We start from the raw sequence: 23119 nt of genomic DNA on the forward strand, positions 1-23119 counted from the left end.
AACCTAGGTTCGTTTCGGAATCGCTGGCACTTTCCCGGCGTCCTTCTCCTGCTTGAACGTGTCGTCGAGTTTCTTGAGGTAGTCCTTCGACGTGGTCTTCTTCAGCCAAACTTCCTCCATGCCACTGACCAGATAGCTGTCTGTGCCAGGGGGCAGGAAGGTCCAGGTGGTATAGCCGTACCGGCCGTCGCCGACAGCCGATGACAGGTTCTTCATCACCTCGGTATAGAGCGGCAGCACCTTGTCGGAGAGTTTTACCGCCGACAGATCCCTGAGCGGCAGGTTCCACTCGCCCTGCCAAACCGAATTGATGGCGCTGTAGAATTTGTCGGTGAACACGTAGTCGATCACCGCCGCGGCACCGTCCGGATTTTCCGACTTGGCATTGATCGAGAAGGTCGAGCCGATGCCAAGCGCATAGACCGGTGCACCGCTCGTGCTCGGGAACCCGACGAAGCCCGCCTCGGCATTGTTGGCCGGAAAGTAGGGCGGGATGTTGGTGAAGTTCCAGGTTCCGGTCGGTGCCATACCCGCCTGCCCCGTCGCGATCTGGGCGAATGCCTGCTCGCCGGTGAGCGAGAAATAATTCGGGCCGAAATAGCCCTTCTGCCACCACTCGTCGAGCTTATCGATCGCGGCGACGATCGAGGGGTCGGTCCACGGGATGGCGCCGGTCAGCGCCTTGTAGACGTTGTCCGGTCCGGCCACCGAATTGAGGATGATCGAGACATAATGCTCGTTGGCCGGGCGCCAGTCGGCATTGCCGGCTCCGAACGGGACCAGGCCCTTGCCCTTCATCCCCTCGGCCAGCGCCTCGAGCTCGGCGATGCTGGTGGGCGCCTTCCAGCTGTTCTTGTCGAACAGCGTCTTGTTGTAGAACAGCCCCAGCGTTTCATAGGTCTTGGCCAGCGCGTAGAGCTTCCCGTCATATTTGCCCAGTTCCGTGAACAGCGGCAGCAGCCGGTCGCTCCAGCCGAGCTTTGCGGCATAATCGTCGAGCGGCAACAACTGCCCCGCTTGCGCCATCGACGCGACATAGCTCGGGCCTGCGGTGTAGACGACGTCCGGGCCGCTGCCCGAGAGCATGGCGATCCGCAATTGCTTGTCGAGGTCGGAGCCGCGGAAATCGATCGAAAGATCATCCTGCGGATGGGCCGCATTGAAGGGATCGACCAGCAGGGTCTTGAGATTGTCCTGGTTTTCCGGCGAGGCGGATTCATACCAGAAACCGACCGGCTCCTTGTCCTCGGCAAAGGCAAGGCGGGGCAGCAGCGGCAGGGCCGCAAGGCCGAGGCCGGTTTTGAGCAATGTACGACGTTCCATGTTCTTTCCTCCCATAATCGAGCTTCTTGCGGCGCTTCAGGTCGAACCGCGTTGGATCAGGCTGAAGGGCATTTCGAGAGCAGTGCCCGCGCCAGGCTTCGAACCGCGCAGCCGCTCCATCAGGATCTGCGCCGCCTTGACCCCCATGTCGCCCTGGAACTGGGCAACCGTGGTCAGGGACGGCGTGACCAGCCGTGCCGCCGAAATGTCGTCGAAGCCGGCAACGGCGATGTCGTCGGGAATAGCGATGCCGCGCTCGCGCAGCGCCCGCATCGCCCCAATGGCCATGAGATCGTTGGCGGCGAAGATGGCCGTCGGCGTGTAGCCGCTGGCCAGCACCGCCTCGGCGGCGCGGGCACCGCCGGTCTCGCTGAATTCCTCGTCGATGACGATGTACGGCGTGCCGCCGGCCTCGGTCAGGGCCGTACGGTAGCCCTCGACCCGCACGCCTTGAGGGCCGCCCCGGCCGGCGATCATGGCGATGCGCTCATGGCCGCGGCCGATGAGAAATTGCGTTACCGAAAAGGCGGCGGCATAGCTGTCGACGAAAATGTCGTCGATGGCGATGTCGCCGCCGCGCTTTTTGCTGGATTCGATGCGCACCACCGGCACGCCGGCATCGACCAGCGGCTTGAAGTCGCCGGCGCGCAGCGTGAAGAATACGCCTATCACACCGTCGACCCGCCCCTGCCGGGACCAATCGAGGAAATGCCGCTCCCGTTCGGCGGACCCATCGGTGCTGACAGCGATGACGTCGTAGCTGAGCTTTTCGGCCACCGACTGGATGCCGCGCATCAGAGCCGGGTAAAAAGGGTTGGTGATGTCGGGCACGACGCAGGCGATCGTCATGGTCCGATTGGTCTTGAGGGCCTGCGCGAACCGGTTTGGCATATAGCCGAGTTGCGCCGCCGCATTGGTGATCCGCTCCCAGGTCTCGGACGACAGCGCCGGAGCCCCACCGCCGCTCATCACCATCGAAACGCTTGCCTGCGACACACCGGCCAACCGCGCAACATCCTTCTGTGTGGCCCGCCCAGTCCTCAAGGTGGATTTCCCTTATACGTATTATTGATACGTATAAGTCATTTTGCGAAACACGAGTCAAGAGGGTCTTCTGTGCTGCTGCTCCCGGCTTGTTCCGTTCAGTCGACACCCACGGCCGGCCATGGCGCCGGTTCATACCCCGTGGGCGCTTCTCCTTGTTTGCCAATCCTGCCCTATTTTTCCGGGGAGCCTTGCGAAGGCCGGTCGGCCGGAACCAGTCTTCTGGTCGGGAGTACAGGGATGGCGCACCATGATCATCACCCGCAGGACGTTCGTGAAAGCCGCCGCCGGTTCCGCAGCGGCCTTAGTGTTGCCGGAAACCGCGCCCGGCGCGCCGCCTGCGCCGCTGATGCGGGCCGTGCCCTCCTCGGGAGAGATGCTTCCCGCAGTAGGGCTGGGCACCTGGATCACCTTCAATGTCGGCGACGATCCGGTGCTGCGCGACGAATGCGCCGACGTGATCGCAGCCTTCTTCGAGGCAGGCGGCCGCATGATCGATTCCTCGCCCATGTACGGCTCCTCGCAGTCGGTGATCGGTTATGGCCTTGAGAAGCTCGGCCGGCCTGAAGCGCTGTTTTCCGCCGAGAAGGTCTGGACCTCCGCCGCCGACGGACCCGCGGAGATCGAGCAGTCGCGCCGCTTCTGGGGTGTGCCGCGCTTCGATCTCGTGCAGGTCCATAATCTCGTCGGCTGGGAGACGCATCTCGAAACCTTGTTCGCCATGAAGGCGGATGGGCGCATCCGCTATGTCGGCATCACGACGTCCGAAGGACGGCGGCACGACCTGTTCGAACAAATCATGCGCGCGCATCCGCTCGATTTCGTGCAGCTCACCTACAACGTCGTCGACCGCGAGGCGGAGGAACGGCTCTTGCCGCTGGCGGCCGAGCGCGGCATGGCGGTCATCGTCAACCGGCCGTTTCGGCAAGGCGCGCTGACGCAGCAGCTCGAAGGCGAGACGCTGCCGGACTGGGCGGCCGAGATCGGTGCCGGAAGCTGGGCGCAGTTCATTTTGAAGTTCATCCTTTCGCAGCCCTCCGTCACCGTCGCCATCCCCGCCACGACCCGCGTCGACCATGTGCGCGAGAACGTGACGGCAGCGACCGGTCCCCTCCCCGACGCGGCCATGCGCGATCGGATGGCAGCCTACGTCCGGGACCTCTAGATGTCCGAATGGTGGACCTACCGGCTGGAGGATTTCCTGCTCTTCTCGCCGCGCGTCTACTGGCGCATGTTCGAGTTGCACAACGCCGCATTCTGGCCGCTGCAGCTCCTGACGCTCGCCGCCGGCCTTGCCATGATGCTGCTCGTGGCGCGGCGGCCGCGTGACCATGGTCTCTGGATTGCACTCGTCCTCGCCGCGCTTTTTGCCTTCGTCGGCTGGTCCTTCCTGTGGAACCGATATGCCGCCATCAACTGGGCGATCGCCTATGTCGCGCCGGCCTTCGGCCTGCAGGCGCTGCTGCTGGCGATCGGCGGTGCGGCACACGGCCGCCTCACCTTCGACCGGCGGGACATGGCGGGACGGCTCGGGCTGCTGATCATGGCCGTCGGTCTCGTCGTTTATCCGCTCGTCCCGCCGCTCTTCGCGCGGCCATGGGCGAGCGCCGAGGTCTTCGGCATCGCGCCGGACCCGACGGCGATCGCGGCGCTCGGCGTCCTGCTTACCGCGAGCGGCGGGCTTATACCGCTGCTGTTTCCGATCCCGCTGCTGTGGCTGCTGCTCAGCGGCCTGACGCTGCATACGATGGGCGATCCGCAGGCCTGGCTGCCGCTTCTGGCGGCAGGCACCACTATCGCTGCCCTGGCCCTGCGCCGCATCGCTCGATGATGCGACGCTGCGTTCGCCAGCCAATTATCGAAGTCGGCGCCGCCCCTCATCCGCCTGCCGGCACCTTCTCCCCGTATAGTGACGGGGCGAAGGGGGCTGGCCGCAACCTCGGCGCCTTTTCCGTAACGCTGCAGATTGGCGTGTAAGCGACGCCCCAAGCTCGACACTGGATGGGAAAGCCGCGCTCGCCATCGTCGTCGCGGCGTACGAGTCCGCACAAAACGGGGCGTCAGTCACCATCCGCTATTGAGATGGTCGGACACACAACAAAGCCGACTGTCGGGGCTCTCAGCGCGCCGCCCACACCAGGCCGCGGCGAAATATCGTTCGCATCTGCGGCACCTCGAATTCCTTGGCGGCATGCCCGAGCGCCGAATAGAACACCCTTCCCTTGCCGTGCCGGCGCTTCCAGACGACCGGCATGACCACGCCTTCGATCCAGGACGCGTGCTCGCCGGAGAAGGTGGTGGTCGCCAGCACCTCGTTCGATGGATCCACATGCATGTAGTACTGCTCCGAGCGGTACGAGAAATCGTCGATGCCGTTCATGATGGGATCGTCGCGCCTGGTGATGTCGACCCGGTAGTCGATGATGTTGCCGGGGTGAGCCACCCACTGACCGCCGCACATGAACTGGTATTCCGTGGCTTCGCGAAACGCATCGCACATGCCGCCGTGATAGCCGCCCAGACCGACACCGCCCTCGACCGCCCTTGTCAGGTTGAGCTCCTCGTTTTTCGCAAGCTTGGCCATCGTGTAGATCGGAACGATCAGGCTCAAATCGGCGATCGCGGGGTCGGCGAATATAGCGGTCGTGGTTTCGACGCGCACGCCAAACCCTTCCTGTTCAAGCATTGCCTTGACCGCGCGTGCCCCCTGTTCCGGCTCGTGTCCGTCCCAGCCACCCCATACGATCAGCGCTTGCCGCATAGTCTTCTCCCTCAACTTCAATCAAGGCCGCCAAAACGAATGTCGGTCGGCAGTGTGGCCGGCCGTCCCCAGCCTGATCGTCGTAGCGAGTCTTGGCAAGGTGACAACCTTGAATTGCCGCCAAGGCGCTTGTGACAGCGACCGCCCTGCTCCATTTCGCTCAGAGCTGCCGCGCACCGCCTTGCTCCAGTCGCCGGATGGAGTCGGATCCGGTTATTTCCCGGCTCCGCCAAGCAGACCGCGCACGAATGCCTTCTGGAAGAGCAGATAGGCGATCATCACGGGAAGAAGCGAGATAAGCGTGGCAGCCATGAGCGGACCGTATTCGACTTGCAGGCTGCTGGCAAAGCCGGCGATCGTGACCGTGACAGGTTTCGCCTGGTCGCTCGTCGTCAGGGTGATGGCGAAGAGGAGATCGTTCCAGATGGCGCGGCTCTGGATGATCGCCAGGGCGGCGAGGCCCGACCCGGACGCTGGAAGAAGCAGCCGCCAGAAGTAACCTGCCGGGGTGCAGCCGTCGATGAGCGCCGCCTCATACATGGACCTGGGCACCGACGCGAAGAAATTCCGCATGAAGAAGGTGCAGAAGGGAACGCTGTAGGCGGGGTGGACCAGCCACATGCCAGGAATGGTGTCGTAAAGACCGACTGCCCTGATCAGAAAAAACAAGGGAATTTGCACGATCTGGAAGGGAACGAGCATGCCCGTCAGCAGGAAGAAGTAGACTATCCGTCCGCCGGCTCCGCGCATATAGGCGAGCGGATAGCCAGAAATCGCGCCCACCAGAAGCGAGAGGATCACGGACGGCACCGTGATCGCAATCGAGTTCAGGAAGCTTCGCCCCATGCGCTCGTAGGCGATGGCGTAGTTCTGGAAGAACAGCTCGTTCGGCAACGCAATCACCCGCGTTATTTCGGAAGGCGACTTGAGCGACGTCAGCAATGCAACGACGAGAGGCGCGGCAAATATCACCGCCGCCACGATCAGGATTGAAAAAGGCAGAGCCTTTCGGGAGGCGGTTGGAGTGTTCATGCTACTCCGCCTCGCTGTCCTGGACGCGTTTTGCCAGCTGGTAGATGTAAGGCATGATGATGACACCGGCGATCACGAGAAGGTACACGGAGATCGCGCTGGCGCGGCCCATCTCGAACCTGCCGAATGCCGTGTCGTACATCTGCGTGGCCAAGACCTCGGAGGCGTATGCGGGGCCGCCATTGGTCATCGCCCAGACGATATCGAAAAGGCGCATCGCGTCGACCGCAGCCATGCCGAGAACGACGATCGTCGACGGCCATAGAAGCGGGAAACTGACTTTCCAGAACAGCTGCCAGGGCGTCGCCCCCTCTATCCTGGCGGCCTCTATACATTCCACGGGGATGTTGCGAAGTCCCGCAAAGAACACGAGGAAGGCGAAACCGGTCGTCCACCACATCATCGAACCCATGAGCGCGAAATTGACGATCGACGGGTCGCCCAGCCAGTTCTGGGCCAGGCCGCCCAGCCCAATCGACTGAAGGATGGTCGTCAGCAGGCCGTTGGTCGGCTCATACATCCAGCGCCAGATAGCGGCCACGGCCACGGCCGGGATCGTGAAGGGCAGGAAGAAGACGACCCGGAACACGGCCTCTCCCCTCATGCCCCTGTCGAGCAAGGCCGCCAGGAGCAGGCCGAGGCCCGTCGGTCCAAGGAGGAGGAAGATGAGCCAGGAGATGTTGTTCAAGAGGGCATGGTAGAAACGCGGCTGGTGAAGCAGCACGATGTAGTTCTGCAGCCCGACGAAACGTGGCGTGGGCGAGAAACCATCCCAACTGTGAAGCGACAAATTGAATGTGGAAATGATGGGATAGATATAAAAAACCGCAAAGAGGGTCACGGGAAGCGACAGAAATATTGCGTGGGTTATCCCTGAGGTCTGAAACTTCCGGCGCACGAGTTGGAAGTTGGGCATGTCGAACCGTTCTCTTATGAGCTGATGCCTGCAGGCCCGAGTAATGCACGTCGCCCAGGGGCAGCAACATGCATAAAAAACAGAGACCTAAGCGCGTCGGCTGAAATCAGTTTCAACGCGACGCGCTTTGGCGGATCACCACTTCAGGTAGGCGCCCTCCGCCTGGGCTTCTTGCCGGAGGCTCTCAAGCGTCGAGATCAACTCGCTCTCATTGGCATCCGAGGGGTCGATCGCGAATTTCTCGAGCTGGACGCCAAGCTCGGTGCCGACCTTCGTGGGCAGCAGGAAAAACAGGTTCGGCAGCACCGCGTTGGCCTTCGATGCATCCGCCAGCTGCTTCGCGAACTTGGCGCCGACGGCATCGTAGATCGACGGATCGACTGTCACGTTTGGCGCGAGAGAACCCTTCGGAACGGCAAAGGCCGCCTGGCCTTCCGCCGACGCCGCGGAGATGACGAATCTCTCGGCCGTTTCGAGCGTGTCGGCCGGACCTTCCGGAACCGCAAAAGCATCCATCTGGAAAATGGCCTTGCCCTCCGTGCCCGGCGCTGGAAACACGTCGAACTTCTCAACCGGTGCGAAACCTGCTTGCTTGAAATAGGCAGCCGCCCAGGCGCCCATCATGAACATCCCGGTATTGCCGTTGACGACATCGTCGGCCGTCTGCGTCCAGGTCTTGCCGCTCCAGTTCTTGGCATAGCACTTCACCATCGTGCTGCGGTAAAGGTCCAGGGCCTTGCGGAAATCCGGTGTATCGAAGCCGAGTTCGCCGCTCGCGATCTTGTAGTAGCCCTCGGTGCCCACAGTGGAGACGAGAGGCGCGTAGAAATTATACAGGCTCCAGAACGGCCCCCCTGCGTTGCCCAAGGGTTCCACGCCTGCCGCGCGCAGCTTGTCGCAGGCGGCCACCAGGCCGTCATAGTCCTTGGGAGGCTCCAGCCCGGCTTTTTCGAAGATCGCCTTGCTGTAGAATATGTTGTTGATCAGCGAGAGGTCATAGGGAATGCCATAGGGCTTGCCGTCTATCTTGACGACCCGTTGCACGCCTTCCGGGAAGATCTCGTCACCCTTGATTTTCGCCCAGGTCTCCGAGAGATCATGGAGCTTGCCGCTGTCGACGAAGGTCTTTAGCTTGAAGGCCATCGAGCTCTGGTAGGCGGCTGGTGGGGTGTTTCCCATGAACGCGGTCTGCAATTGACGACGCATCTCGACGGCGTTGCCCGGGATCACCCTGCCCACGATCTGACTGTCGGGATTTTGTTTATTGGCGAAGGCGATCAGGGCCTCGATTCCCGCCTTTTCAGATCCCGCGGCGTAGTAATGCCAAAGCTCCTTCGGACCGTCGGCCCTGGCCGCCGATGCGCTCGCGAGCACGCACAGTGCCACGCCGATCCATTTCGAGTTACTCATTGTTCTACCCTCTGTTGAGCCTGGAGTTGATGCTCCCGGCATATATTCTGTAAACAAGAAAAACCTACCTCCAAAAATCCGCACGCGTCAACAGATCGCGCGCAAAATATGCCAATTCGTGAACCTTAAAGCAGGCACAAGATATCAGCCATGCGTTTAATATATTGATATAGAAACATATTTCCAGCTCTCAAAATCAGACCGCAACTCGTCGATTGACAAACGGTTGGACGTGCTCGTATCAATTATTCTCGTAGTAAGAAAAATATCGGAGCAGGTGTGAAGAAGTCATTCATCAGGCATTTCAATGCCAATGCGATCTTCCACAGGATACGCATCGAGCCCAACGTTTCGCAGCGAGACATCGCCACGAAGACGGGTATCGACAAATCCGTTGTCTCCTCAATTATCAATCAATTCAGTGAGTTGGGACTGGTCGAGCGCAATCCTGTAGCGAGCGGCAACAAACCTGGCCGCCCTATGGAAGGGCTCGTCATCTCTCCTGAAAGCGGCCTGATCGTTGGAGTCCAGATCGAGGCGGATACGATCGGCTATGTCGCCGCCGCACTCGACGGAATTCCATTGTGCTCCAGGGCACAGGCTTTCGACGGCAAGCTCGGCGGCGTGGTCGATCTGGTCGCACGGGGGATCAACGAGATCGTCGGCGAATGCGCCCGCAAGGGCGACACGCTCGGCGTCGGCATTTCAGTTCCGGGTCTCCTTACAGACGAAGGCGTGTTGCTTCACGCCCCCGTCCTTGGATGGCGCGGCGTCCCGGTGGTGGACATGTTCGCCTCGGCATTGGAAGCGCCCGTTTTTGCGGGCAACGACGGCAAGGCCGCCGCGATGGCGGAATACATGTTCGGAGAATGCGTCGACGTTAAGGACTTCATCTATCTGTTTTCGGGCTCGGGTGTCGGGGGCGCCTTGTTCCTTGACGGCGACATCTACCGCGGCGCGACCGGACTGGCAGGGGAGTTGGGGCACATCAAGGTTGTCCCGCAGGGCCGCTATTGTTCCTGCGGAGCTTCGGGTTGCCTTTCGGCCTACCTTTCCGAGCCCGCGCTGGCCGATGAGATCGGCAGGCTGACCGGCAAGCTGCCTTCCTCCTTCAACGAGATCATCGAGCGCGCCCGCGCTGGCGATGAGGCCGTTATCGGTGTGCTCGACAATGCGGGCGCGGTCCTCGGTTCCGCGATTTCCAGCCTCGTGAATATCTTCAATCCGCCACTGGTCTGCCTTGGCGGCGATATGGCGAGCGCCGAGCCTTACCTTCGGCCGGCGGTTGAACGCGCCCTGCAACGACTGGCGCATCCCTCGATGTCGGTCCAGACCAAGGTGATTTTCTCGCAGTTGTCGACTGTCAGCCCGTTTCTCGGCGGTGTCGCGCTCGCGCTCGACGGTGTCACCGGTCTCGATTCTCCCCACGTCCTTCCGTGAATTCAACCCAGGTCAAATTCGCCAGATCAGTTCGAAAGTCAGAGAATGCGCATAGGTATTGTCGGCCTCTCCATTGAGATCATGCTCGCCTCTCCTGTCCCGACCGCTTGGGACGCGATACAACATTACACCGGCAGCGACATGTCCGAAGGCGATCTCTGGATGGTCCGAGGCATGCTCGCGCGCATGGCGCAGGATGGCGACGTCGAGCCGGTCCCGTTGTACTGGGCTACGGCATTGCCCGGCGGTCCGCTCGAATTGTCGGCATATCGGCAGGTGAAGGACAAGACGCTCGCGCTCATTGGCGAACACGGGCCGTTCGACGGAATGCTGGTTGCCAATCATGGCGCGTTGGAAGTCCAGGGCCTTGACGTCGACGCGGACACCGATTTCGTCCGGGCCATCAGGAATGTCCTTGGGCCTAACGTGCCGATCGGAGTGTCGCTCGACCTGCATGGCGACATGACTCCGGACCTTCTCGACGCGTCGACCGTCATCAGCGTTCTGCGCACCGCGCCCCATCGTGACGACAGGCAGACGGGGTACCGGGCGGCGGATCAGCTTATCCGGGTCATTCGAACCGGCATCACGCCCAAGAAATCCGTCGTCAGCCTGCCAATTCTCGTCCCCGGGGAGACTGCGGTCACTGCGCTCGAACCCGCAAAAAGCCTCTATGGCGCGCTGCCGGAATACGACAGCATGCCGGGCATGATGGAGGCGAACATCCTTGTGGGGTTTGCGTGGAACGACCGGCCCTGGACCGCCGTGTCGGCGATTGCGGTAAGCGATGGCGACGCAGCGCTGGCGCGCGCACAGGCGACGCGATTGGCGCGAGCGATATGGGCCAGACGCGCCGACTTCAATCTCAAGATGGAGACCGCGGAGGTTCGCCAGGGGCTGAGGCGCGCGGTCGAATGCCCGGAGCGTCCCGTTTTCGTATCCGACTCCGGAGACAACACGACGGCGGGTGCGGCCGGCGATCTGACCTTGGTCTTGCAGGCAGCGCTCGAGGACGAACAGGTCCGCGACATCGTTGTCACGGGCATCACGGCTCCCGAAACTGTCCGCAAGCTCGTCCAGGCGGGGGTCGGCTCGACGGTGGAGATCGAATTGGGAAGCGAGCATCTTTCCCGTCCGAAAACGGCGCATCGCGTGAGTGTGGTCGTGGAGGCATGCGGGGAAGAATTGGTGCTGCCGGGATTCCAGCCATACCGGTCCAGGGAAGGCGCCTGGGCCAAGGTTCGCAGCGGCAACGTCATCGCCACGTTCCACGCCAATTCCATCGGCATAACGACGCCGCACCATTTCCTGGCAATGGACATCGATCCGGCCAGGCACAAGGCGTATGTCGTCAAGCTTGGATACCTCCACCCCCAACTCGAGGACATCTCGGCCCGTCACATCCTTTTGCTGAGCGACGGCACCTCGCAACTGGACATGACGCGGCTTCAATGGAACGTGTTGCCTCGCCCCACCTACCCTCTCGACACGGATTTCGAATGGGACGCGCAGGCCCGGATCTACGGCGATTGATCGCCGACGCAGCCAGCGACCCTTGCAACGGCACAAACAGAAGGACGCCAAATGACCATTTCTCTCACCTCCGTTCGGTTGCCGGACTTCGGTTCCCTCGGCGAAAAGCCGGATATTCCCGTTGAGACATATGATGCTCGCGCCCGCACCGCCTACGACAAGGCAGGGTGCGACTGGCTTGCGGTTTATGCGGACCGGGAGCATTTCGGCAACATCGCCTTCCTGACGGGTTTCGAGCCGCGCTTCGAGGAGGCCTTCCTCCTGCTTGGTCCGAACGGCAAGCGCGTGCTCCTGACGGGTAACGAGTGCGAGAGCTACGCTCCGCTCGCGCGCCTGCCCGGGATCAGCGTGCTTCTGGCCCAGACATTGAGCCTCATGGCGCAGGACCGTTCCCGTTTTCCCCGCTTTTCGGATCGTCTTGGCGACGCTGGAATAAAGGTGGGCGACACCGTGGGGCTGGTAGGCTGGAAGTATCTCGAACCATTCGAGGACGAAGCTCCCGAAACGGCCTTTTTCGTTCCCGCGGTCCACGTGCAGGCGTTCCAGCGAGCAGTTGGCGCTTCCGGCAGACTGCGGGACGTGACCCAGGTCCTGATGCATCCTGAAAACGGCGTTGCCGTCACCATCGATGCCGATCAGATCGCCGCGTTCGAATGGGCTGCGACACGCAGCTCGTTGGCAATGTGGAGGATTGTCTCGGGAGTGCGCGAGGGTGACAGCGAGTTCGATGCCGTCTCGCGGATGGGATATGCCGGAGATCCACTGAACGTCCACACCATGTTCGCGTCGGCCAGCAAGGGTGAGCCGGTGATTGGCCTGCGAAGCGCAACAGGCCGCAAGCTTAGGCGTGGCGACGGCGTGACGACCGCGGTCGGACATTGGGGCGGCCTGTCCTCCCGAGCCGGGCTTCTCGATGTTGCCAACGACGCCTTTCTCGCCATCGCCAAGGGCTACTTCCAGGGCTTGATCTCCTGGTACGAGACGGCCGCGATCGGCGTCGAGGGCGGTGTTCTCCATGAAGCCGTGATATCGGCGCTCGCGAAATCGAACCTGAGGCCGGCTCTCAACCCGGGGCATCTCGGCGGCTACGAGGAATGGACGCACAGCCCGGTCCGGCCAGGGTCTGAGGACCGCATCCGTTCGGGCATGCATTTTCAGGTCGATATCATCCCGACGCCGATTGCCGACGGCTGGGCGCTGAACTGCGAGGACGCGGTCGTGTTTGCCGACGAGGCGCTTCGGGCCGAACTGGAGGTCAAACATCCAGCGGTCTTCAAGCGCATGGCCGCGCGACGCGGCTTCATGAAAGACAAGCTCGGTGTGGAACTGCGCCCGGACATCCTGCCGCTTTCCTCGACACCGCTTTATTTCGCACCATTCTGGCTCAGCAGCGGCAACGTCCTCGTCCGCGATAGATAACCGCTGAGATCCAGCACCGGAGGGTCCGATGGCCGCCATCGAGCTGAACAAAGTCATGAAAGCCTACGGAGGCGTTCAAACGGTCCACGGGATCGATCTTTCGATCAAGGACCACGAATTCGTGGTGCTGGTCGGCCCCTCCGGATGCGGAAAATCCACCACGCTGCGCATGATCGCGGGGCTGGAGACGATTACGGACGGCGAGATCAAGATCGGCGAGCGGCGTGTCAATGATCTGCTCCCGGGAGAACGTGATATCGCAATGGTTTTCCAGAACTACGCGCTCTATCCTCACCTTTCGGTTGAGGACAACATCACATTCGGGCTGCGTTTGAAGAAGACCCCGCGCGGCGAAATCCAGACGAGGCTGGCCGAGACTGCGCGGATTCTGGACATCGAGCGCCTGCTCAAGCGCAAACCAAGGCAGCTGTCAGGTGGGCAGCGCCAACGCGTTGCGATGGGGCGGGCCATGATCAGGAATCCAGCGGTGTTCCTGTTCGACGAGCCGCTCTCGAACCTTGACGCCAAACTCCGCGTTCAAATGCGTGCGGAGATCAAGCAGATCCACGAAGCGGTGCCGACCACAACCGTCTATGTCACCCATGATCAGATCGAGGCGATGACGCTTGCCGACAGGGTCGTCGTGATGAATGCCGGCAAGATTGAGCAGATCGCGCCTCCTCAGGAGTTGTACTTGAAACCTGCAACCAAGTTCGTAGCCGGTTTCATCGGGTCGCCAGGCATGAACTTCATCAGCGCAGAGCTCGAACGAAACGGAGACCGGTTCAGCGGCATTCTGCCCGACGGCACACGTCTCGAGTTGCCGACCGACAGCTCCAGATTTGCCAGTGTGGGCAGACAAGGAGTCGACCTCGGCATCCGGCCCGAACATTTTTCGCTCGATTCAAAAGGCGACCACAGGGGCGCCAAGATCAAGGCCACCGCGGAGCTTGTCGAACCGCTTGGAATGGACACGCTCGTCCACTTCACCCTCGCCGATACGAAGGCAGTCGCGCGGGTTCCGCCCGATCTCTCGCTGAGGCGGCGAGCCGAACTTGCCCTCTTTGTCGACCCGCAAAACATCTATGTCTTCGATCGTCAAAGCGGGAATGCTCTGTACGGCGAATAAGGGCGTGAAAAATGCCATGCTGCGTGGCAGTTTCGACCTTAACCGAAGCAACGAATGCCTCATCCTCGACCGCTCCGGACGGCAGCGCGGCAGCGATGTGCCGCTAGGCGGGTGCGAAGACTGTTCATGTACGAGCATATCGAGAGCGGCCTGCTGCATTTTCGTCCGATTGTCGAGCCGGAATTGTCGCGCACGCTCTATGTCTGCGAGATGGCCGACCGCCCGGCGACCTATGCGCTGGAGGCCGTCCGCAGCCTGATACTGGACCTCGTGCGCCGCTCGGTAGTAGACGGGCGCTGGGAAGCGCGAATGGTCATGCTTTAGGTGCCAAAGGAAGTTTGTTTTTGAAACCGGACACCGTAGATAATTTTTCCCGATGACGCCGCCAAAGAATCAAAAGCTCTTCTCCATCGGGTGCCGTTGCGGACGCCTGGCAAATCGTCTGATCATCTTCGCGAATTTCATCGCGCTGGCGGAGGAGCAAGGGGATCGCGTCATCAATTACACCTTTCACAGCTACGCCGATCTGTTTGAAGCCACGCGCGCGAACGTCCACTGCGCGTATCCGGTGCCGCAGCGGAAAAGCTGGCTGGACCGGATTCCCGGCGTCGGCGCGATCATCCGCACGACGCGCATTTTCTATCACATCACCCGCCACACCAGCGTGCTGATTGGTCGCTTTCCGGTTTTTGGCCGGAAAATTGTCACGTTGCGTCAAACCAAAGGTCAATTCATCACCTACCTGGACGGCCCAGACGTTCAGGAGAAAATCCGCCCGGCTAAAATCGTTTTCGTGTATGATTGGCGGTTCCGCGCGCCGAATCTGGTGCAGAAGCATAGCGACAAGATCCGCGCCTATTTCCAGCCGTTGGGGACGCTTGAAAAAGCGAGCCGCGAAGCCGTGGAGCCGTTACGGCGCAATGCCGACATCGTCATTGGCGTTCACGTTCGCCACGGCGATTATCGCGGTTGGAGGGGCGGCAAATATTTTTATCCAGTTGAATGTTACGCCGCATGGATGCGCGACCTCGCGAGGCAATTTCCCGGCCGCCGGGTGTCTTTTCTGGTCTGCAGCGACGAACGGCGCAACGCCGGGGAATTTCCCGGCCTGACGATCGGGTTCGGCACCAAATCTCCCGTGAGCGATCTTTTCGCGCTTTCCCGCTGCGACTACATCATCGGCACCAAGAGCACCTTTCCGCAGTGGGCGTCGTTTTATGGCGGGAAACCGTTGCTGCAAATTTTGGATCGCAATGCTTCGGTTAAAGTGGAAGATTTCCGCGTCTGTTATCTGGATTGGGACTGAAATGAAGCTTGGAATCCGTGGCGGTCCGTTCGACCCGGTGTAGCATTTCCACATCAGAACCGTTCCCGGCAGGAACTCCAGTTCACCGAAAATCTCTTCCCAGGCGATGTCGCCCCAGCCGAGCGGCAAATGCAGGTCGCCAGGGCCTAGCGCGGTCGCTTCCTGAGGAAAGTCGGGTTTGTAAAAGCCCCGCGGGCGGCCGAAGGAATCGTGGACATGCAGATGCCCGGCCACCGGCCAGGTGCTTTCGATGCTGACAGCGCAAAACCATGCTCGATCACCAATAGGCAGGCTCGGCACCGCACGGGTAGTGCCTCTAGAGCGGGATACGTTCAAATTGAACTGAGCATCCCACTCTATCTCTTTCTTTTAGCCGCATTTCCGCGACGCCAGTTATTCCACCTGGCTGCGAAAATGCTCTAGAACCACCGCCGCTCGGGTTCGGAACTCCTTGCAATCACGATGCCGAGAAGAACGCCGAGCATGCCGCCAAGCACCATCGCCGAAGAGATTGTGCCTGGGTTCTGCTGAACCGTTTCAGACACGGTGTGCGCCTGGCTACGCAATTGCCTGGCTGCACGCGAGGCTCTGTCGGCGGCGCTATCGTACCAGCCCTGTGCCTCCTCGGCCTGGTCGGAAAGGGTCCGATTTATCTTGGTGATTTCGCGGCGGAGCTCGGCAATCTGCTTCTTCATCGCCTCCTGGGCTTCATTTGCCGCCTTTGAGGTGCCTGCCATGCTGGTGGTTTCGGCCATTGGATTTCTCCCGTTGATGTCAAACAGGGAAACGGTCGCGGACGCGCAGGGTTCCTTGCCTTGGAAAACCGGGACGTCGATTGCGTTATCAGGCATTCCCCTGCACGCGCGCCTGGTGTGCGATGACGCTCTCCTCGTCGGTCGCGATGACGCGTATTTCGACCTTGCTGTCCGGCCGGCTGATGATCTCCGCATGGCAGGCGTTGGATGGCTCGTCGATCGCCACGCCAAGCCAATGAAGCCTTTCGCATATTGCCTTGCGGACCGGCGCCGAGTGCTCGCCAATGCCGGCGGTGAACACGAGGCACTCGAGGCCGCCCAACGTGTTGGCGAGCGCGGCGGCCTCCCTTGCGGCCCGGAAAGCAAAAAGGTCTATCGCCTCGCGGGCTTGCGGGTCGTCGCTCGCTTCCAACGTGCGCATGTCGGCGGAGATGCCGGATATTCCGAGCAGCCCGGATTTCTCATAGAGCATGTGCTGCAGAGCCTCCCCCGAGATGCCTCTTTCCAGGACGAAATACAAAAGCACGCCCGGATCGATGGCGCCGCAACGCGTGCCCATGACCAGGCCATCGAGGGCTGAAAAGCCCATCGTCGTATCGACGCTTCTGCCGTCGCGCATGGCGCACAGGCTCGCTCCGTTGCCGAGATGGGCGACGATCGTTCGCTTCGCCGCGAGCGCGGGCGATATCCCCTTGAGCCGCCCGGCGATGTATTCGTAGGAAAGACCATGAAACCCGTAGCGGCGGATCCCTTCCGCATCATATTTGCGCGGCAGCGCGAAACGGCTCACCATCGGGTCGATCGTCTGATGGAAGGCTGTATCGAAGCATCCGACCTGCGGCAGATCCGGCCGCAGCGCGGCGAGTTCCCGGATCGGCGCGAGACCGCGAGGCTGGTGCAGCGGAGCAAGCGGCGTCAGCCCGTTCAGGGCCTCGATCACGGCAGGCGTCAGACGGACGGGTTCGACAAACTCGCGGCCGCCATGCACGATGCGATGGCCGGCGGACACCAGTTTCCGGCCGCCAAGTTCGCTCTCGATCCAGTCGAGCAACGCGCCGATGCCCGCATTGCCTGCATCTCCAGCAAGCGGTCGATCGCACTGCACTGTTCCATCAACCGCTTTCGCACTGAGCCTCGGCGCATCGCCCAGATCCAGCGCACCACGCGAGACGAGTTGCAGGTCCGCGGACGGTTCAAGGTCGTAAAGTCCGAACTTGATGCTGGACGAGCCGGCGTTCAGTGCAAGAACTGCGCGCCGCATCAATCGCCGGCCTCCGCCGCGCTGTTGTAGGGCCAGTTCCACTTCTGAATCTCGGGCATGTCTTCGCCGTACTCGCGGACATAAGCCTTGTGTTCGGCAAGCTTCCCGTGAATTTTGGCGGCAAGATTTTTCGCCCGTTCGGCGAGACCTGGTACGCGTTCGACCGCGGCGAGCGCAAGGTGGTAACGGTCGAGCTCATTGAGCACGGCCATGTCAAATGGCGTCGTCGTGGTGCCTTCTTCGCGAAAACCGTGCACGTGCATGTTGTCATGGTTGGCGCGTCGATAGGTCAGGCGATGGATGAGATAGGGATAGCCGTGATAGGCGAAGATGACCGGCTTGGTTTTCGTGAACAGCGCATCGAAATCCTCGTCGGTGAGGCCATGCGGATGCTCTGAATTCGACTGCAGTGTCATCAGGTCGACCACGTTGACGACGCGAACCTTCAGGTCCGGAAGCGCCGAACGCAAAATGTCCGTGGCAGCGAGCGTCTCCAGTGTCGGCACATCGCCGGCGCAGGCCATGACCACATCCGGATCCTCGCCCTTGGCAACCGTCCCGGCCCACTCCCAGATCCCCGCCCCCGCCCTGCAGTGCGTTTCTGCCTCTTCAGCAGATAGCCATTGCGGTGCCGGCTGCTTGCCGGCGGTGATCACGTTGATGCGGTTGTAGGTTTTCAGGCAGTGGTCCGCGATCCAGAGCAGCGTGTTGGCATCCGGCGGGAAATAGAGCCTGACCGTATCGGCCTTCTTGTTGGCGACGAAATCGGCAAAGCCTGGATCCTGATGGCTGAAGCCGTTGTGATCCTGCCGCCAGACATGGGAGGTCAGCAGGTAATTGAGTGAAGCGATCGGCTTGCGCCAGTCACACTCCCTGGACGTCTTCAGCCATTTCGCATGCTGGTTGACCATGGAATCGACGATATGGATGAACGCCTCGTAACATGAGAACAGGCCATGACGGCCGGTCAGCAGATAGCCCTCCAGCCAACCCTGGCAGAGATGCTCGCTGAGCACTTCCATGACGCGGCCGTCACGGGAAAGCTGGACGTCATAGGGCTCGATCCGCTGCATCCAGACCCGGTTCGTAACCTCGAATACGTCGTCAAGACGGTTGGAGGACGTCTCATCCGGCCCCATCAGCCGGAAATTCCTGGTCTCCGCATTCAGGCGTATGACGTCGCGGAGATAGCTTCCGAGGATCCGCGTCGCCTCGGCTTTGGCACCTCCTGGACGCGGCACATCGAGCGCCAGACTTTTCCAATCGGGAAGCACCAGGTCGCGCTTCAGCAGTCCGCCATTGGCATATGGGGTTGCGCCCATGCGCTGGGACCCGGTTGGCGCAAGCGCCGCGAGGTCAGGAAGCAGGCGCCCACTTTCGTCGAACAGCTTTTCCGGTTCGTAGCTCCGCATCCAGTCTTCGAGGATCTTGCGGTGCGCCTCGTTGCCGCGGGCGTTCGACACCGGCACTTGATGCGAGCGCCAGAAATCCTCCACCTTCTTTCCATCGACCTCCTTCGGTCCGGTCCAACCCTTCGGGCTGCGCAGCACGATCATCGGCCACAGCGGACGCTCTCCCCGCCAGCCCCGAGCTCGGGCGTGCTGCTGGATGGAACGGATCCGATCGAGCACCGTGTCAAGCGTCCTGGCCATCGCCCGATGCATGGGAACAGGCTCGTGACCTTCGACGAAGAACGCCTCGTAGCCGTAACCGGCGAACAGGCTTCGTAGCTCCCCGTCATCCATGCGGGCGAGGATCGTCGGGTTGGCGATCTTGTAGCCGTTGAGATGCAGGATCGGCAGGACGGCGCCGTCGGATGCAGGGTTCAGGAACTTGTTGGAGTGCCATGCCGCCGCGAGCGGACCGGTCTCCGCTTCACCGTCGCCGACGACGCAGGCGACCACCAGATCGGGATTGTCGAAGGCCGCGCCGAAAGCATGGACCAGCGCATATCCCAGTTCTCCGCCTTCATGGATCGAGCCGGGCGTTTCGGGCGCCACATGGCTGGGCACGCCGCCGGGGAAGGAGAATTGCCGGAAGAGTTTTCTCAGACCGTCTTCGCTCTCGCCGATTTCGGGATAGATCTCGCTGTAGGTGCCCTCGAGCCACGTGTTGGCAACCATCGCCGGACCGCCATGACCTGGGCCACAGATAAACAGAACATCGAGATTGCGTTCACGGATGATGCGGTTCAGGTGGACGTAGATGAAATTGAGGCCGGGTGTCGTGCCCCAATGGCCGAGCAGCCGCGGCTTGACGTGCTCGGCTTTCAGGGGCTCGCGCAGGAGCGGATTGTCGAGCAGATAGATCTGGCCAACCGAAATGTAGTTCGCGGCGCGCCAGTAGCGATTCATGAGATCGACCTGGTCAAGACCGATTTCGTGGGTTGTCTTGTGAGCCTCGTCGTCCATGGAAGCGTCTCCAGAATGCGTTCGCCCATCGGTGAATAGAAGCGGCATCGCACCGGAGAAATGATCTGCATCAAAATAAGTTGCGCCGCTCGATCGTAGCATTGAACCCAGCCAGCACGATGGCTGCCTCGGCAAGCATGTCTTTCGGGTAAAGGGTGGGAGGAACCTTGACGCTTGCCGGTGGTTAAAGAAACGAACCCGGAGAACCTCAAGGGACTGCAAACGCAGTGACAGACGGACTGGTCCAGGAGTTCTCGCTGAGGAACCTTGAGACCCGTTGCGGGTAGGACCACTAGCCGCCGGAGAAGCCATGATGCTCGATCTTTCCCATGCACGCGACCGAATGGTCGATATCCATGTCAGCCGCCGTGGCATTCACGACCGCGAGGTGTTGAAAGCGATGCGTGAGGTTCCGCGCGAGGCTTTCGTCCAACCTGGCTTTGAAGAATTCGCTTACGAAGACGGACCGTTGCCGATCGCCGACGGCCAGACGATCTCGCAACCCTATATCGTCGCCCTGATGATCGAGATGGCAGAGATCGGACTGGGCGATCAGGTCCTGGAGGTCGGGACCGGCTCAGGCTATGCGGCTGCCGTGATGAGCCGGATCGCCGAACGCGTCTACACGATCGAACGCCACGCCGGGTTGGCCGAAACGGCGAGACAGCGGTTCCAAGAGCTTGGCTACGACAATATCGAAGTCCGCACCGGCGATGGCACCAAAGGCTGGCCAGACGCAGCGCCCTTCGACGCCATTCTGGTCGCGGCCGGCGGGCCCGGTGCGCCGCTTGCGCTTCAGGAACAGCTCGATGTCGGCGGCAGGCTCGTCATCCCGGTCGGCGACGAACTGCATGATCAGCGCCTCCTCAAGGTCACTCGAACCGGCGCTGCAACCTACAGCGAGGAGGATTTCGGCGGCGTGCGGTTTGTCCCGCTCATCGGCGAGCAGGGCTGGCCCGAGAGTGGCAGCCGTACCGCGACCGATCGTCCGTTCGCACGCGCGCGCACACGCAGTCTGCCGGAGATGATCGCGGCAGCGGCCGAACCGCTGCCGGATTTCGACGATCCGGCGTTCGGCGAATTGTTCGACCGGTTTGGCGACCGGCGCGTCGTCCTGCTCGGTGAAGCGAGCCACGGCACATCGGAGTTCTACAAGGCCCGCGCGGCGATCACCCGTAGGCTGATCGAGAAGCACGGCTTCACCATCGTCGCAGTCGAGGCCGACTGGCCAGATGCCGCGGCTATCGACCGCCATGTCCGCCATCGGCCGTCACCGGCCAACGCCGATCCGCCGTTCCAGCGGTTCCCCACCTGGATGTGGCGCAACACGGATGTCGCGGCGTTCGTCGACTGGATGCGGCAACACAATGAACGGATCAGGTTATCGTCCCGGCTGGCGGGCTTTTATGGCCTCGACATCTACAACATGAGCGGATCGATCGCCGCGGTTCTGCAATATCTCGACAGGGTCGATCCGCAGGCAGCAAGCATCGCACGTGAACGCTATGGCTGCCTGACGCCCTGGCAAAACGAACCGTCCACCTACGGCCGCGTCGCGCTCACCTCCGGCTACGAGAAATGCGAGCAGGCCGTGCTCGAACAATGCCGCGAACTGCTTGCCAGGCAGCTCGATTATGCACAGCAGGACGGTGCCGACTTCCTGGATGCCGCCCAGAATGCCCGGCTGATCGCTTCCGCAGAACGCTACTATCGGATCATGTACTATGGCGGCGCGCAGTCCTGGAACCTGCGCGATACCCATATGTTCGAGACGCTCGAGCATTTGCTGGAAGCCCGCGGGCCGAACGCCAGGGCGGTGGTATGGGCGCATAACTCCCATATCGGAGATGCCCGCTATACCGAGATGGGGATCGTCAGGGACGAAGTGAACATCGGCCAGCTCTGCCGCCAGCGTTTCGGTGACGAAGCAGCGCTGATCGGGCTCAGTACGCATTCCGGGACGGTAGCCGCGGCCTCCGACTGGGACGGCGAAATGGAAATCAAGCGGGTGCGGCCTTCCCTTGGCGATAGCTACGAGCGGCTTTGCCATGATTGCGGCGTCCCGCGTTTCCTGCTTGATATCAAACGCGATGACGATCTCCGCAAACAGCTTCTGGACCATCGGCTGGAGCGCTTCATCGGCGTGATCTATCGGCCGGAAACCGAATTGCGCAGTCACTATGCGGATGCCTCTCTTGCCCAGCAATTCGACGCCTTCGTCTGGTTTGACGAAACCGCCGCGGTGATGCCGCTTGGGCCGAACCATGTGGGATCTGGCGTTCCCGACACCTATCCGTTCGGGCTTTAGCTGCCTCTCGGGCACGGCCGCAGGAAGGCGAGTTTCGAGTGAGAATAGGAGAGCATCTGATGACCGATCCTGATCCGAACAATCCTACGCCGATACCGGACAACCCCAATCCTGAGCCTGCCCGGCCGCCTGCTCCGCCGGAAACTCCACCGGATGTGCCTCCGGGCATTCCTCCGCCTTCGCCCGATCCCATTCCCAGCCCGGAAAGGCAGCCCGTCGAAATTCCTCCCGATACACCAGCCGAGATTCCGACGGAACCGACCTTCCCAGGTCCTACCGCCAGAGCATCAGACCCAAAAGTGGAAACCGTTTTTTGGGAAAATCCGATGCTCAAACAAAAAGCTTGATCTCGATCCTCCTCAGAAACTGCTGCACGCTCCGTTGACATCCTTAGAGGGGGCGACACCATTTGCCAGCGCCCTTACTGAGGCGTATTCTTTTGCGTAGACAGCCGCCCGTGGGTGTCGGTTGAAAAGGGGGGAGCATGGCCAGACTTGTCGCACTTTACAAGACGCCGAAAGACCAGACCGCATTCGACCGTTACTATGTTTCGACCCACATTCCGCTGGCCAAAACGATTCCCGGTTTGAGAAAATACGAGATCAGCGATGGCGGTGTCCATTCGCCGGGTGGGGCCTCAGGCTATCACCTTGTAGCTACGCTCCACTTCGATTCCGTTGCAGACATTCAAGCGGCCTTGGCATCTCCCGAGGGTCAGGCCACGGCGGCCGATCTTGGCAATTTTGCAGACGGCGGGGTGGAGCTTTTGCTCTTCGAGACTAGGGAAGTCTGAGTCTCGCCCAGCCCACCTATGGAAAAATGGGGACGCTATCGCCATCCAGCCGGGCAACTGTCGTTCGGGTTTTCGCGGAGAACGGGGGAATAGGGTCAACACGATCGAGGCAATCCGCCTCGACGAGCGGCGGACTTTCAAGTCGAATCGTACCGCCGCTCTATCTTTTTGTTTGAGCATCGGATTTTCCCAAAACCGGTTCCCACTTTTGGGTCCGATGCTCTAGAGCGTTTCAGTGATTAATTGAATCTTTGGGGGATTGAACGAAGCCGCTGACG

At 61.3% G+C, this 23119-nt stretch carries 20 protein-coding genes and 1 pseudogene; 11 read left to right on the forward strand and 10 right to left on the reverse strand.

The window, feature by feature from the left end:
- Positions 1–3: 3 nt before the first annotated feature.
- Both E5X88_RS03485 and E5X88_RS03490 read right to left on the reverse strand, forming a co-directional pair.
- Positions 4–1323: an extracellular solute-binding protein gene (locus tag E5X88_RS03485; protein WP_292158276.1), complete on the reverse strand. Its 1320-nt coding sequence runs from the start codon at positions 1321–1323 to the stop codon at positions 4–6.
- 36 nt (positions 1324–1359) lie between these two features.
- The gene (locus E5X88_RS03490) at positions 1360–2367 is read right to left on the reverse strand and encodes a LacI family DNA-binding transcriptional regulator (RefSeq protein ID WP_292158278.1); all 1008 of its coding nucleotides are present in this window, start codon (positions 2365–2367) and stop codon (positions 1360–1362) included.
- A gap of 349 nt (positions 2368–2716) precedes the next feature.
- Here E5X88_RS03490 and E5X88_RS03495 point away from each other — a divergent pair, with 349 nt between their 5' ends.
- Together E5X88_RS03495 and E5X88_RS03500 are read left to right on the forward strand one after the other, a co-directional pair.
- The gene (locus E5X88_RS03495) at positions 2717–3532 is read left to right on the forward strand and encodes an aldo/keto reductase (protein ID WP_292158340.1); all 816 of its coding nucleotides are present in this window, start codon (positions 2717–2719) and stop codon (positions 3530–3532) included.
- Positions 3533–4198 carry a DUF6064 family protein gene (locus E5X88_RS03500; protein ID WP_292158281.1) on the forward strand — a complete coding sequence of 222 codons (666 nt, stop codon included), beginning with the start codon at positions 3533–3535 and terminating at the stop codon, positions 4196–4198.
- A 288-nt stretch (positions 4199–4486) separates the two neighbouring features.
- Here E5X88_RS03500 and E5X88_RS03505 read toward each other — a convergent pair whose 3' ends face one another.
- From E5X88_RS03505 to E5X88_RS03520, 4 genes are all read right to left on the reverse strand, one after another.
- Entirely contained in the window at positions 4487–5128 is a 642-nt protein-coding gene (locus E5X88_RS03505) for a ThuA domain-containing protein (protein ID WP_292158283.1), read from the reverse strand.
- A 213-nt stretch (positions 5129–5341) separates the two neighbouring features.
- A complete protein-coding gene (locus tag E5X88_RS03510; RefSeq protein ID WP_292158285.1) occupies positions 5342–6160 on the reverse strand; it encodes a carbohydrate ABC transporter permease in 819 nt (272 codons plus the stop codon).
- 1 nt (position 6161) lies between these two features.
- Entirely contained in the window at positions 6162–6950 is a 789-nt protein-coding gene (locus E5X88_RS03515) for a carbohydrate ABC transporter permease (protein ID WP_292158287.1), read from the reverse strand.
- A gap of 261 nt (positions 6951–7211) precedes the next feature.
- Positions 7212–8486, reverse strand: a complete 1275-nt coding sequence (locus E5X88_RS03520; RefSeq protein ID WP_292158289.1) for an ABC transporter substrate-binding protein — start codon at positions 8484–8486, stop codon at positions 7212–7214.
- A 279-nt stretch (positions 8487–8765) separates the two neighbouring features.
- Here E5X88_RS03520 and E5X88_RS03525 point away from each other — a divergent pair, with 279 nt between their 5' ends.
- The 6 genes from E5X88_RS03525 (at position 8766) to E5X88_RS03550 (ending at position 15313) form a co-directional block, all read left to right on the forward strand.
- The gene (locus tag E5X88_RS03525) at positions 8766–9926 is read left to right on the forward strand and encodes an ROK family transcriptional regulator (protein WP_292158292.1); all 1161 of its coding nucleotides are present in this window, start codon (positions 8766–8768) and stop codon (positions 9924–9926) included.
- Between the two features lie 45 nt (positions 9927–9971).
- Complete coding sequence (locus E5X88_RS03530) at positions 9972–11459, forward strand: M81 family metallopeptidase (protein ID WP_292158294.1); 1488 nt, start codon at positions 9972–9974, stop codon at positions 11457–11459.
- 51 nt (positions 11460–11510) lie between these two features.
- Entirely contained in the window at positions 11511–12878 is a 1368-nt protein-coding gene (locus tag E5X88_RS03535) for a Xaa-Pro aminopeptidase (protein ID WP_292158296.1), read from the forward strand.
- A 28-nt stretch (positions 12879–12906) separates the two neighbouring features.
- Entirely contained in the window at positions 12907–14007 is a 1101-nt protein-coding gene (ugpC, locus tag E5X88_RS03540; RefSeq protein ID WP_292158298.1) for a sn-glycerol-3-phosphate ABC transporter ATP-binding protein UgpC, read from the forward strand.
- A gap of 126 nt (positions 14008–14133) precedes the next feature.
- Positions 14134–14331 (forward strand): hypothetical protein, encoded by a 198-nt coding sequence (locus tag E5X88_RS03545; protein ID WP_292158300.1) that lies wholly within the window; start codon positions 14134–14136, stop codon positions 14329–14331.
- 52 nt (positions 14332–14383) lie between these two features.
- Positions 14384–15313 (forward strand): alpha-1,2-fucosyltransferase, encoded by a 930-nt coding sequence (locus E5X88_RS03550; RefSeq protein ID WP_292158302.1) that lies wholly within the window; start codon positions 14384–14386, stop codon positions 15311–15313.
- A gap of 45 nt (positions 15314–15358) precedes the next feature.
- Here the strand turns inward: E5X88_RS03550 and E5X88_RS03555 are convergent.
- The 4 genes and pseudogenes from E5X88_RS03555 to E5X88_RS03570 all read right to left on the reverse strand — a co-directional run.
- Positions 15359–15550 (reverse strand): annotated as a pseudogene (locus tag E5X88_RS03555) (sugar phosphate isomerase/epimerase); the annotation flags it as partial.
- Positions 15551–15732: 182 nt separating this feature from the next.
- Positions 15733–16068, reverse strand: coding sequence for a hypothetical protein (locus tag E5X88_RS03560; protein ID WP_292158304.1), 336 nt, complete (start codon positions 16066–16068; stop codon positions 15733–15735).
- 88 nt (positions 16069–16156) lie between these two features.
- Positions 16157–17329 (reverse strand): acetate/propionate family kinase, encoded by a 1173-nt coding sequence (locus E5X88_RS03565; RefSeq protein WP_292158307.1) that lies wholly within the window; start codon positions 17327–17329, stop codon positions 16157–16159.
- The gene (locus tag E5X88_RS03570) at positions 17329–19740 is read right to left on the reverse strand and encodes a phosphoketolase (protein ID WP_292158309.1); all 2412 of its coding nucleotides are present in this window, start codon (positions 19738–19740) and stop codon (positions 17329–17331) included. Before E5X88_RS03570 ends, E5X88_RS03565 begins: the two co-directional genes overlap by 1 nt.
- Positions 19741–20053: 313 nt before the next feature.
- On the opposite strand from E5X88_RS03570, the gene E5X88_RS03575 reads away from it, so the two are divergent.
- The 3 genes from E5X88_RS03575 (at position 20054) to E5X88_RS03585 (ending at position 22841) form a co-directional block, all read left to right on the forward strand.
- On the forward strand, positions 20054–22048 hold the full coding sequence (locus tag E5X88_RS03575) for a protein-L-isoaspartate(D-aspartate) O-methyltransferase (RefSeq protein ID WP_292158342.1): 1995 nt from the start codon (positions 20054–20056) through the stop codon (positions 22046–22048).
- A 59-nt stretch (positions 22049–22107) separates the two neighbouring features.
- Complete coding sequence (locus tag E5X88_RS03580; protein WP_292158311.1) at positions 22108–22395, forward strand: hypothetical protein; 288 nt, start codon at positions 22108–22110, stop codon at positions 22393–22395.
- Between the two features lie 137 nt (positions 22396–22532).
- Positions 22533–22841, forward strand: coding sequence for an EthD family reductase (locus tag E5X88_RS03585; RefSeq protein ID WP_292158313.1), 309 nt, complete (start codon positions 22533–22535; stop codon positions 22839–22841).
- Positions 22842–23119: the final 278 nt, after the last annotated feature.

The sequence above is a fragment of the Mesorhizobium sp. genome (assembly GCF_004962245.1).
GTDB lineage: Bacteria > Pseudomonadota > Alphaproteobacteria > Rhizobiales > Rhizobiaceae > Mesorhizobium.

Coding starts and splice junctions, on each gene's coding strand:
- E5X88_RS03505 (WP_292158283.1), bottom strand. CDS start 5,128: ATGCGGCAAGCGCTGATCGTATGGGGTGGCTGGGACGGACACGAGCCG.
- E5X88_RS03485 (WP_292158276.1), bottom strand. CDS start 1,323: ATGGAACGTCGTACATTGCTCAAAACCGGCCTCGGCCTTGCGGCCCTG.
- E5X88_RS03530 (WP_292158294.1), top strand. CDS start 9,972: ATGCGCATAGGTATTGTCGGCCTCTCCATTGAGATCATGCTCGCCTCT.
- E5X88_RS03570 (WP_292158309.1), bottom strand. CDS start 19,740: ATGGACGACGAGGCTCACAAGACAACCCACGAAATCGGTCTTGACCAG.
- E5X88_RS03565 (WP_292158307.1), bottom strand. CDS start 17,329: ATGCGGCGCGCAGTTCTTGCACTGAACGCCGGCTCGTCCAGCATCAAG.
- E5X88_RS03495 (WP_292158340.1), top strand. CDS start 2,717: ATGCGGGCCGTGCCCTCCTCGGGAGAGATGCTTCCCGCAGTAGGGCTG.
- E5X88_RS03580 (WP_292158311.1), top strand. CDS start 22,108: ATGACCGATCCTGATCCGAACAATCCTACGCCGATACCGGACAACCCC.
- E5X88_RS03510 (WP_292158285.1), bottom strand. CDS start 6,160: ATGAACACTCCAACCGCCTCCCGAAAGGCTCTGCCTTTTTCAATCCTG.
- E5X88_RS03500 (WP_292158281.1), top strand. CDS start 3,533: ATGTCCGAATGGTGGACCTACCGGCTGGAGGATTTCCTGCTCTTCTCG.
- E5X88_RS03585 (WP_292158313.1), top strand. CDS start 22,533: ATGGCCAGACTTGTCGCACTTTACAAGACGCCGAAAGACCAGACCGCA.
- E5X88_RS03520 (WP_292158289.1), bottom strand. CDS start 8,486: ATGAGTAACTCGAAATGGATCGGCGTGGCACTGTGCGTGCTCGCGAGC.
- E5X88_RS03560 (WP_292158304.1), bottom strand. CDS start 16,068: ATGGCCGAAACCACCAGCATGGCAGGCACCTCAAAGGCGGCAAATGAA.
- E5X88_RS03550 (WP_292158302.1), top strand. CDS start 14,384: ATGACGCCGCCAAAGAATCAAAAGCTCTTCTCCATCGGGTGCCGTTGC.
- E5X88_RS03575 (WP_292158342.1), top strand. CDS start 20,054: ATGCTCGATCTTTCCCATGCACGCGACCGAATGGTCGATATCCATGTC.
- ugpC (WP_292158298.1), top strand. CDS start 12,907: ATGGCCGCCATCGAGCTGAACAAAGTCATGAAAGCCTACGGAGGCGTT.
- E5X88_RS03545 (WP_292158300.1), top strand. CDS start 14,134: ATGTACGAGCATATCGAGAGCGGCCTGCTGCATTTTCGTCCGATTGTC.
- E5X88_RS03535 (WP_292158296.1), top strand. CDS start 11,511: ATGACCATTTCTCTCACCTCCGTTCGGTTGCCGGACTTCGGTTCCCTC.